Raw genomic sequence first — 10378 nt, 5'->3', positions numbered from 1 at the left:
GCCATCAGCGCCGGCGCGAACGATCCGGCTTACGTCATCTACACGTCCGGCACCACCGGCAGGCCCAAGGGCGTGGTGGTTCACCAGCAAGCGGTGGTCAATTTCCTGACCAGCATGGCGCGGGAGCCTGGCCTGTCCGGCGCGGACAGGCTGCTGGCGGTCACGACCTTGAGTTTCGACATCGCCGTGCTGGAGTTGCTGCTGCCCTTGACCGTGGGCGCCCAGGTGGTGATCGCCGATCGCGACACCGTGATGGACGGCCCGGCCCTGCGGGCCCTGATCGAGCGTCACCAGGCCAACGTGATGCAGGCCACGCCCTCGGGCTGGCGCTTGCTGATCGAGGCGGGCTGGTCCGGCGGGGCGGCCTTCAAGGCGCTGGTGGGCGGCGAAGCCTTGCCGCCCGATCTGGCGCAGCAGCTGCTGTCTCGCACGGGTGCGTTGTGGAACATGTACGGCCCGACCGAAACCACCGTCTGGTCCACCTGCTGCCGCGTCGTGCCAGACCGCCCGATCAGCATCGGCCGCCCCATCGGCAACACCCAAATCCATGTGCTGGACACGCATCTCCAGCCCTGCCCCGTGGGGGTGGCCGGAGAGATCTTCATCGGCGGCGACGGCGTGACGCAAGGCTACTGGCGTCGCCCCGAGCTCACGGCCGAGAAGTTCCTGCCCGACCCGTTCCAGCCGGGGCAGCGCATTTATCGAACGGGCGATGCCGGACGCTGGCGTGCCGACGGCACCCTGGAGCACCTGGGGCGGCTGGACTTCCAGGTCAAGGTGCGAGGCTATCGGATCGAGCTCGGCGAGATCGAAGCCTGCCTGGCACAGCACCCCGCGGTGGCTCAGGCGGTGGTGATCATCCGCGAGGATGCGCCGGGCGACGTGCGTCTGGTGGGGTATGCGGTGTCGCGCGGGCCGGCGCTGGATGGCGCGGCGCTGCGCGATGCCCTGCGCAAGAGCCTGCCCGACTACATGATCCCGGCGCACATCGTGCAGATGGACGCCATCCCGCTGCTGCCCAACGGCAAGATCGATCGCAAGGCGCTGCCCAAGCCCGAGGCGGAGCTGGCGCTGTCGGGCGAGCGCCTCGCGCCTCGCACGCCTCTGGAAACCCAGATTCTGGCGGCCATGGAGCAGGTGCTCAACCTCCCTGGCCTCGGTGTGCGCGACGACTTCTTCATGCTGGGCGGGCACTCCCTGCTGGCGGCCAAGCTGATCGCTTCGCTCAACAAGGCCCTGAGCTTGTCGCTGCCCCTGCGCACGGTGTTCGAGTCCCCGACCGTGGAGAGTCTGGCGCGTGCCGTGGAGGCCGCCCGCCAAGGCGGCGCGCCCCAGGCGCTGCCGCTGACGCGCAGCGCCGACCAGCGCGAGGCGCCGCTGACCGTGATGCAAGAGCGCATCCGCTTCATGGAGCAGATGCACCCGGGGCGCGTGGTCTACAACACGCCCTCGGCGCACCGCTTGAGCGGGCCGTTCGACGCGCGGGCCTTCGAGGCGGCGTTGCGCCAGATGGTGCAGCGGCAGCCCAGCCTGCGCACCAGCATCGCGGACGGCCCCGGCGGCCCGGTTCAGCGCGTGGCCGATCAGGTCGAGCTGCACCTGCCTTTCGAGGATCTCGGCGCCCTGCCCGAGGCGCGGCGAGAGGCCGAGCTGATGGCGCGACTGCAGGCCATCATCGATCAGCCCATCGACATCTCGAAGGCGCCACTCTTCCGCGTGGCGCTCTACCGCATGGCGCCGGACGAGCATGTCTTCCTGTTCATGCCGCACCACATCATCTGGGACGGCTGGTCGTTCGACCTGCTGTACGAAGAGATGGCCGCGCTGTACCCCGCGGCCCTGCAAGGCACGACTGCCGCCTTGCCCTTGCCGGCCGTGAGCTACGTCGATTTCGCGCATTGGCAGCAGGCCTGGATGGACAGCGAAACCTGCAAGACGCAAGTGACCTACTGGAAGCAGCGCTACGCGTCCATCACCCCGCCGCGCGCCTTGCCGACCGACCGCCCCCGCAAGCCGGGCATGACCGGCGTGGGCGCCGTGGAGTGGGTTCACGTGGACGCGCCGCTGACCGAGCGCCTGCGCCAGCTCGGCCTGGAGCGGGGGGTGACCGTCAACATGCTGGTCATGGCGGTGTACGCCGCCATGCTCGGTCAGGCGCTGTCGAGCCCCTCCCTGGTGATGGGCGTGCCCGTGCGAGGGCGCCTGAGCGGCGAGGTCGATGGCGTGATGGGCTTCTTCAACAACCTGTTGCCCGTGCACCTGAACCTGGACACCGGCGCGACGCTGTCGCAATGCCTGTCGTCGATCAAGCGCGAGTTGCTCGACGCCATGGCCCACCAGGACGTGCCGTTCGAGCGGCTGGCCATCGAGCCCGAAATCGCCCGTCATGCCAGCAAGGCCGGTCTGTACCAGAGTCTGTATTCCTTCCAGGACGCGCGTGCCCGCCTGCGCCATTGGGGGCCGCTGGCGCATTCGTCGGTGCTGGTCATGCAAAAAGGCGCGACCGAGGACTTCGGCCTCTGGCTCATGGAAGTGCCGGGCGGGCTGGAGGGCGGGTTCAACTACAACGCCGACCTGTTCGACGTGGCCACCGCCCGACTCTTCCGCGAGCGGCTGCTTGCCTTGCTGCGCCGCGTCGCCGATGCGCCCGAGCGCACCATCGCGGCCCTGCTTGCCGAGCCGGGGCCGGATGCCTCGGCGTTCGAGCGCTGGGTTCAGGCGCATCGCGATGGTCGCCTCGTCGAGGGCCAGTCCGCTCAGGCGACCCACGCCGCGGCCTCTGCGGCCGGGCAGGGCTCGGCCATCGATCCGGTGACGCAACTGGCGGGCATCTGGGCAGGGTTGCTGGGGGTGGACGCCAGCCAGATCCAGCCGGGCGACAACTTCTTCGACCTGGGTGGCAGCTCCTTGCTGGTCATGCGAGCCGTGGCCGAGACCGCGCGGGTGCTGGGCCTCAAGATCGACCCGCGCCGCTACGTCTACGAAAGCCTGCAACAGCTGGCGCAAGGCTCATCGGCGACGCAAGGCGCGCCAGACGCGGGGCGCGCGGAATCGATCGCGTCGGAAGGCGCGCAGGCGGCGCAAGGCGGCCTGTTGTCTCGCGTGCTGGGGCGCTTCGGGCGCCGATCCTGAACGATGATGGATGTGGGGTGCGCCATCCGGCGCTTGCCCGAGTCCCCCTTGGGCATTCACCTGTGGCTGGTGGAGCTCGATGCGCCGGACGTGGCGGCCGATGTGCGGCTGAGCGCGCCGGAGCTCGAGCGCGCCGGCCGGTTCGCCTTCGAGCGAGACCGACGCCGCTACCTGAGCGCGCACCGGGCCTTGCGGGGCGTTCTGACGCAGGTGGCCGGCATGCGCGGCGAGGCGCTTTTCGAGTTCGGGCCGCACGGCAAGCCCAGCGTGCCGGAACTCGCCGGCTGGCGCTTCAATCTCAGTCACAGCGCGCATCTGGGGCTCATCGGTCTCGCGCGGGCCAGCTGTACCCATGGCGACATCGGCGTCGATATCGAAGTGCGCCACCCCGTCGCGGAGATCCACGATCTGGCTCGCCATCATTTCTCGGCGGATGAGCAGGCGGCCCTGGCTGCCCTGCCGGATGCCGATCAGGCGCTGTCGGCCTTCTTGCAAGGCTGGACGCACAAGGAGTCCTGCCTCAAGGCGCTGGGCACCGGCCTGACTCTGCCGTCCAGTGCGTTCACGCTCAACCTGAGCAGCGACTTGCAGCGAACACGCATCCCCGTCGGCGCCGAGGAGGCCGTGCTGGACGTGGCCGCCGTCCGGTACCGCGCTGATATGCTCGCCTCGGCTGCCAGATTGGTCTACCAGGGGGCTGGCAAGCCGTGTCCGGAAAGCATATGAGCGTGTCCCAACCAGTCATCGAGCCCGTCAATTTCGGCGCCCCGGAGCGGGGCCTGTTCGGGATCTTCCATGCGCCGGCGCAGGTCTGTAGCCGCCCGGGCGTCCTGCTGTGCCAAGCCTTCGGGCAGGAGGCCGTGCGCGCCCATCGCATGATGCGCGTGACCGCCGAGCGTCTGGCGCGTCAAGGGCACCCGGTGCTGCGGTTCGACTATCACGGCACCGGAGATGCACTGGGCGACGACCGCGATGGCGACTTGGCGGGCTGGGCGCAAGACGTGCTGATCGCCGATGCCGAGCTTCGCCGTCGGGGGGCGGTTTCCGAAACGATCTGGCTCGGCATGCGGCTGGGCGCGCTGGTGGCCTTGAGGGCTGCGCGCCAGGCTCCCGGTGGTTTGCGCAAGCTCGTTCTGTGGGACCCTTTGCTCGACGGCCGTCGCTACCTCGACTACCTGCGCGAGCGCCACATCGTCGCCATCGAAAAGGCCTTCGCCGTCAAGGCCAGCCGCTCGCCGAGGGTCGTGGCCAAGAACCCCTGCACCTTCCGCGACGAGGCCATCGGCTATGCCCTGTCGCCCGAGCTGCGAGATCAGCTGCAGGCCAGCGCGGCCGGGCCCGAGCTCTGGCCGGCATCGCACGTGGCCGTCGTGGTGGTCAGCGATCAGCAACGGCCGGAGGCCGCGGATCTGAATCAGGCGCTGACGGGCGCGGCGGGTCAGCGGGTGCGCGTGCTGACCGTCAACCACGGGACGGACTGGACCAGCGACACCGCAGACAACAGCGCGCTGGTGCCCACGCAGGCCTTGATGGCGCTGGTTCAGCAAGTCGGGGAGGGGGCATGAACGAGATCGCCTGCCAGTTCGGCCCCGGCCAGTCCTTGATCGGGGTGCTGACCACGCCCGCGCAGGCGTCCTCGTCCACGGCCGTGGTGTTGTTCAACGCCGGGGTGATCCCGCGCTACGGCCCTCATCGCATCAACGTCAAACTGGCGAGGGCGTTGGCGGCCCAGGGGCGGACGGTGCTGCGGTTTGATCTGTCCGGCGTCGGAGACAGCCCGCACCAGGGCGGCGAAAAGAATTTCATCGAGCAGGCGGTGCGAGACCTGCGTAGCGCCATGGACCACGTCTCGGCCTCGACCGGTATCCAGCGCTTCATCCTCATCGGCATCTGCTCGGGCGCCGTCAACGCCTATTGGGCGGCGCAGGCTGATGAGCGCGTGGCCGGGCTCATGATGGTCGATGGCTTCTGGTATGCCACGCGCCTGTCCGCCTGGGCCCGTCGCTGGAAGCGGCTGCAGGTGACGCCCTGGAGCAAGGTTCTGGGGGCGGCCTGGCGCAGCCTGCTGCGTCGGCCGTCGAGCCAGTCTGCCCAGGCCGACGAGCCCGCGCTGTTCGACGGTGGCGGCGCGCCGGCCAACCCGTCCAAGGCGGATTTCGCGGGCGCGATGCAACGGCTGGTCGGGCGCGGCACGGCCGTGTTCGTGCTTTTCACCGGCTCAGTGCTGGACTGCTACAGCTACGGCAGCCAGTTCCGCCACGCCTTCAGGGGGCAGCCATGGCTGCCCAAGGTGCGAGCCGAACTGCGCTCCGACATCGATCACACGATCACCTCCCAGGCATCGCAGCGGCATTTCATCGACCTGATCGCAGGCTGGCTCAGTCAAGTTGATTCTGTCGCGCGGCAAGGTGCCGAATGAGGCGCGGCCGGCGGCGGCGTGCCGTCATGCATCGAGCGGCCCGTTCTTCCCCGAATTCCCCGTTGAGGGGGGGCTTGCGGCCATCGACGCGAAACCTGGAGCTCAGAAACCCGGCTTGGGCTTGAAGCCGCTGAAGGTCTTGCGGATCCCGATCAGCGCACGCGTGATCGGGTATTTGAGCCGGTCCAGCCAGGATCGGCTCCACCAGGTGCCGAAAGCAGCCCACCACGTCGTCCAGGAATCCCTTGTAGATGGGGTGGGTTTCGACGTTGTAGAGCGCGACCCAGGAACCAGGCTCTTCAATGCGCGCGAACACCTCGTCGATGTCTCGTCCGTGATGATCCGCTTGCGTGTGGAAAAATGGCGACGATTGATCGCTCCCCGGCGTGATGAAGCGACACTGCCTGGTCTTCACCAAGTCCTTGGCCAGCTTGGCCAGTTCGGGCAACTGCATCAGCGGATGCTGATCGAAGTTGTGGCGAATGGACTGGATCTGACCGGTGGAATACGAGCCCGACGAGGGTTCGATCTTCCAGCGGGAACCGTTTCGAGTCTGGGCGTCCATGTAGAGGCTGGGTATTGAAAATGGATGGGCGTAGTATCCACATCGACAAGGTGGATTTGTCCACCCTGTCCGCAGGGGGAATCGAGGCCGTGCCCCTGGTTCTGACACGCAAACGCCCGCACCTCTGAACCGATTCCGGAACAGCCACCTTGCAATTGATCCAAGCTCTTCATCAACGCGTTGACGCGCTGGCCAGTCTTCCCTTGATTGGCGCGATCGTTCATCGCCAGGCACGCGAAGCCTTCATCGCCAATCGCGACCAGAACATGTTCTACGGCGAGCACGCCAGCTGGGACGAGGCGACGGCGGCTGCGCAGGCTTTCGGGCAAGCCGGCTACGACAACCCCGAGTCGGCGCAGTTGTACCAGCACCGCACGCGGATGGATCCCCACGACTACCCGTCGCTTTACTGGCTGACCCGCTCGCTGCAAGAAGGACTCCGAGGCGTTTTCGACGTAGGCGGGGCCATCGGCATCAAGTTCATGGCGTTTCGCGAGCCGCTGTCGGCATGGCCCGATCTGGACTGGTGCGTGCAGGACGTGCCGGCCATGGTGGCTCAGGGGCGCCAATTGGCGCAGGAGCGCGGCGACGCCGCCCGCTTGCGCTTCACGGATCGCTTTGCGCAAGGCGAGGGGCTGGATGTGCTGTTCGCATCGGGCGTGCTGCAATACCTGCCCCAGACCCTGGGTGACATGCTGTCCGGGTGGCAGCGCCTGCCTCGGCGGATCATCATCAACACGGCAGCGATCCACCCCGAAAAGACCTTCTTCACGGTCAACAGCCTGGGCACAGCGTTCTGCCCCTATCGAATCCAGACGCAGGCGTCCCTGGTGCGAGGGCTGACGGAGCTGGGCTACCGCCTGCGCGAGACCTGGATCAACCCGGACAAGCCCATGCTGATTCCCTTCCGGCCCGATCTCAGCTTGCGGCACTACACCGGCTTCTGCCTCGATCTCTCCCGCTGAGGCGGGCGTGCGCGGGCCTTTCTTCGACATGCCGATTCCCCCTTCGATGCCCACTTCCCTTGATCGTCTCAGCCCCTGGCGCGCCTGCGTGGCGCCCATGCTCGACTGGACCGACCGCCATTGCCGTTATTTCCACCGGCTCTTGTCGCCCCACGCAAGGCTGTACACCGAGATGCTTACCACGGGCGCCCTGGTGCACGGCAACATGACGCGCTTTCTCGACTACAGCGAGCAAGAACACCCAGTCGCCTTGCAGCTCGGCGGCAGCGAGCCGGCCGATCTGGCGCACTGCGCCAAGCTGGCCCAGCAGTGGGGCTACGACGAGGTCAACCTCAACTGCGGCTGCCCCAGCGAGCGCGTGCAGCGCGGCGCATTTGGCGCCTGCCTGATGAGCGAAGCCTCGCTGGTGGCCGACTGCGTCAAGGCCATGATCGACGCGGTGGGGGGTGACCCGGCCGTGCCGATCACCGTCAAGCATCGCATCGGCATCGACCAGATCGAGCGCTACGACTTCGTGCGCGACTTCGTGGGCACGGTGGCCGATGCCGGCTGCCGCGTTTTCATCGTGCATGCCCGCAACGCGTGGCTCAAGGGCTTGAGCCCGAAAGAAAACCGCGAGATCCCGCCGCTGCGCTATGAGTTCGTGCACCGGCTCAAGCGCGACTTCCCGGCTTTCACCATCGTGCTCAATGGCGGTTTGGCGGACAACGCCGCATGCGTCGAGCAGTTGCGACCGGGCGCTGACGGCGTGGCGCTGGATGGCGTGATGGTGGGGCGAGCGGCCTATCACACGCCCTGGATGATGGCCGAGTGGGCTGCCTTGCTGTTCGGCGATGAACAGACCAGCGCGGGGCTGACGCGGGAAGGCGTCGAGGCGGCGATGGTCGACTACATGCAGTGCGAAGTCGATCGCACGCGTGGCTGGGAGCACGGCGAGGTGCGCTGGCCCCAAGTGGCCCGGCACATGCTTGGCCTGTACAACGGGTTGCCTGGCGCCCGGTACTGGAGGCAGGTGTGGTCAGATCACAAGTTGAAGGATTTGCCGGCGGCCGAGGTGTTTCGCCTGGCGCATCAACGGCCCGAGAAAAGGGTGGAGCAGGCGATGGCCTGAACCGGGCGAAGAACCAAAAAAAGGACACCATCGAGTGTCCTTTTTGTTTGCGGCATCGACCGGGATCAGACGCGCTTCTTGTATTCGTGCGTGCGGGTGTCGATTTCGATCTTGTCGCCGCTTTCAACGAAGGCCGGAACCGAGATCTCGAAGCCGGTGCCGACGACGCGGGCAGGCTTCATGACCTTGCCCGACGTGTCGCCCTTGGCGGCGGGTTCGGTTTCGATTTCGCGCACGATGGTGGTGGGCAGCTCGACCGAGATGGCCTTGCCGTCGTAGAACACCACTTCGGCTTCCATGCCGTCTTGCAGGTAGTTGATCGCGTCGCCCATGTTTTCGGCTTCGATCTCGAACTGGTTGTATTCGGCGTCCATGAAGGCGTACATCGGATCGGCGAAGTAGGAGTAGGTGCACTCCTTCTTGTCGAGGATGATCTGGTCCATCTTGTCGTCGGCCTTGAACACTGTTTCAGCGCCCGCGCCGTTGAGCAGGTTCTTCATCTTGATACGCACGGTGGCGGCGCCGCGGCCACCACGGCTGTATTCGGTCTTGAGCACGACCATCGGGTCTTTGCCCTGCATGATGACGTTGCCGGCGCGGATTTCCTGTGCGAGTTTCATGGCGTTTGGCCTCGGAAAACAGTGTCTGGGAAGGCGCTCCAAGCCTGGATGTGGCTGCCTTGCAAAGACAGCAAGGCATCGTGGTGCGCAAAGCCTCAAATTGTAGCTAGGTTTTTTGAACGAATCGAGGCGCGAGTTTGCGCCGTGTCAAGCCGCAACCTCATAGCCTTCTTCGGCGATGGCCTCGGCGGCGGCGGCGCGGCTCAGGGCGGTCTGGACGGTGACGCGGCCAGTCGGCAGATCGACTTCGACGCGAGCCTGCGGGTCGCGGCCCTGCACGGCCTGCGTCACGGCACGCACGCAGTGCCCGCAACTCATGCCCTTGACCTGGAAGACGTGTTCGTCGGGCGTTGTCATGGTGATCCTCGGTAAGTTGAGCGGCGCTCGCGTGAATCGCGAACAATGGTCGGGTGAGTCTCGCACGCTGGCACGGTTCGCCAAGCGGCCTGGTGAACGAGATGAGGGCGTGAATCGGAATTTCAAATGACGGCGGATGCAACAACGACGAGTGGCGCGGCTGGAGCGGTTCTGACGCTGGACGTTCAAGGCATGACCTGCGCGTCGTGCGTGGCGCGCGTCGAGAAAGCCTTGAAGAAAGTGCCGGGCGTGGACGACGCGGCCGTGAATCTGGCGGTCGAGCAGGCGCGGGTGGCCGGCACGGCCGGGCTGGGCGACCTGGTGGCCGCCGTGCGACGCGCGGGCTACGAGGTGCCGGTGCGCGAGCTGGACGTGGCCATCGAGGGCATGACCTGCGCCTCGTGCGTGAGCCGGGTCGAGCGCGCGCTCAAGAAGCTGCCATTCGTGCTGGATGCCAGCGTCAACCTGGCCGCCGAGTCGGCGCGCGTCAGCCTGGTGGGCGGGGCGGATGCCGAAGCCGAGCTGTTGCGGGCCGTCGAGCGCGCGGGCTACACCGCGCGCCTGCAGCGCGCCGAAGGGGCCGACGACGCCGAGACGAAGGCGCAGGCTCGCTTGCGGCGCGAAGCCTGGGGCGTGGTGGCCGCGGCGGTGGCGTCCGTGCCCCTGATGCTGCCGATGCTGGGTGAGCTGCTGGGCCAGCACTGGATGCTGCCCGCCTGGCTGCAGTTCGCGCTCGCCACGCCGGTGCAGTTCGTGCTGGGCGCGCGTTTCTATCGCGCTGGCTGGGCGGCCTTGCGTGCCGGCAGCGGCAACATGGACCTGCTCGTGGCGCTGGGCACCAGCGCGGCCTGGGGCTTGTCGTGCTGGTTGTGGTGGACGGCGGCCGACGACATGCCCCATCTCTACTTTGAATCGGCCGCCGTGGTCATCACCCTGGTGCTGCTCGGCAAGTGGCTGGAGGCGCGCGCCAAGCGCCAGACCACCGCCGCGATCCGGGCGCTGTCGGCGTTGCGGCCCGACGTGGCGCACCGCCTGCAAGACGGCACCGAGCAGGACGTGCCCCTGGCGCGCGTGGTGGTGGGCGATCAGCTCGTGGTGCGCCCCGGTGAGCGCATCCCGGTGGACGGCGAGGTGATGGAGGGCGAGACGCAGGTCGATGAGTCGATGCTGTCCGGCGAGCCGCTGCCCGTGAGCAAGGCGCGCGGTGAC

The 10378-nt window shown here is 67.3% G+C and carries 10 protein-coding genes; 7 read left to right on the top strand and 3 right to left on the bottom strand.

The window, feature by feature from the left end:
• The 4 genes from ACE3SS_RS13460 to ACE3SS_RS13445 all read left to right on the top strand — a co-directional run.
• A partial coding sequence (locus ACE3SS_RS13460; protein ID WP_374594768.1) for an amino acid adenylation domain-containing protein occupies positions 1 to 3132 on the top strand: 3132 nt, incomplete at its 5' end.
• A 48-nt stretch (positions 3133 to 3180) separates the two neighbouring features.
• The gene (locus ACE3SS_RS13455; protein WP_374594766.1) at positions 3181 to 3858 is read left to right on the top strand and encodes a 4'-phosphopantetheinyl transferase superfamily protein; all 678 of its coding nucleotides are present in this window, start codon (positions 3181 to 3183) and stop codon (positions 3856 to 3858) included.
• 2 nt (positions 3859 to 3860) lie between these two features.
• A complete protein-coding gene (locus tag ACE3SS_RS13450; RefSeq protein WP_374594764.1) occupies positions 3861 to 4697 on the top strand; it encodes a serine aminopeptidase domain-containing protein in 837 nt (278 codons plus the stop codon).
• Complete coding sequence (locus tag ACE3SS_RS13445) at positions 4694 to 5551, top strand: alpha/beta fold hydrolase (protein WP_374594762.1); 858 nt, start codon at positions 4694 to 4696, stop codon at positions 5549 to 5551. Before ACE3SS_RS13450 ends, ACE3SS_RS13445 begins: the two co-directional genes overlap by 4 nt.
• Here ACE3SS_RS13445 and ACE3SS_RS13440 read toward each other — a convergent pair.
• Positions 5511 to 6116: a hypothetical protein gene (locus ACE3SS_RS13440; protein WP_374594760.1), complete on the bottom strand. Its 606-nt coding sequence runs from the start codon at positions 6114 to 6116 to the stop codon at positions 5511 to 5513. The genes ACE3SS_RS13445 and ACE3SS_RS13440 overlap by 41 nt on opposite strands.
• Positions 6117 to 6265: 149 nt before the next feature.
• On the opposite strand from ACE3SS_RS13440, the gene ACE3SS_RS13435 reads away from it, so the two are divergent.
• Together ACE3SS_RS13435 and dusA are read left to right on the top strand one after the other, a co-directional pair.
• Entirely contained in the window at positions 6266 to 7081 is an 816-nt protein-coding gene (locus ACE3SS_RS13435) for a methyltransferase, TIGR04325 family (RefSeq protein ID WP_374594758.1), read from the top strand.
• Positions 7082 to 7127: 46 nt separating this feature from the next.
• Positions 7128 to 8192 carry a tRNA dihydrouridine(20/20a) synthase DusA gene (gene dusA, locus ACE3SS_RS13430; protein WP_374594756.1) on the top strand — a complete coding sequence of 355 codons (1065 nt, stop codon included), beginning with the start codon at positions 7128 to 7130 and terminating at the stop codon, positions 8190 to 8192.
• 65 nt (positions 8193 to 8257) lie between these two features.
• On the opposite strand, the gene efp is transcribed toward dusA, so the two are convergent.
• Both efp and ACE3SS_RS13420 read right to left on the bottom strand, forming a co-directional pair.
• Complete coding sequence (gene efp, locus ACE3SS_RS13425) at positions 8258 to 8812, bottom strand: elongation factor P (protein ID WP_374594754.1); 555 nt, start codon at positions 8810 to 8812, stop codon at positions 8258 to 8260.
• Between the two features lie 147 nt (positions 8813 to 8959).
• Entirely contained in the window at positions 8960 to 9169 is a 210-nt protein-coding gene (locus ACE3SS_RS13420) for a heavy-metal-associated domain-containing protein (protein ID WP_374594752.1), read from the bottom strand.
• 126 nt (positions 9170 to 9295) lie between these two features.
• On the opposite strand from ACE3SS_RS13420, the gene ACE3SS_RS13415 reads away from it, so the two are divergent.
• Positions 9296 to 10378: copper ion binding protein (locus tag ACE3SS_RS13415; protein ID WP_374594750.1), on the top strand; the 1083-nt coding region annotated here is incomplete at its 3' end.

The organism is Aquabacterium sp. (genome assembly GCF_041915145.1).
GTDB lineage: Bacteria > Pseudomonadota > Gammaproteobacteria > Burkholderiales > Burkholderiaceae_C > Aquabacterium.
This window is presented reverse-complemented; position numbering and strand designations above follow the sequence as displayed.

Bases quoted from the DNA above. Each gene is read 5' to 3' on its own strand.
- ACE3SS_RS13440 (WP_374594760.1), bottom strand. From the start codon at position 6,116: ATGGACGCCCAGACTCGAAACGGTTCCCGCTGGAAGATCGAACCCTCG.
- ACE3SS_RS13420 (WP_374594752.1), bottom strand. From the start codon at position 9,169: ATGACAACGCCCGACGAACACGTCTTCCAGGTCAAGGGCATGAGTTGC.
- ACE3SS_RS13445 (WP_374594762.1), top strand. From the start codon at position 4,694: ATGAACGAGATCGCCTGCCAGTTCGGCCCCGGCCAGTCCTTGATCGGG.
- dusA (WP_374594756.1), top strand. From the start codon at position 7,128: ATGCCCACTTCCCTTGATCGTCTCAGCCCCTGGCGCGCCTGCGTGGCG.
- efp (WP_374594754.1), bottom strand. From the start codon at position 8,812: ATGAAACTCGCACAGGAAATCCGCGCCGGCAACGTCATCATGCAGGGC.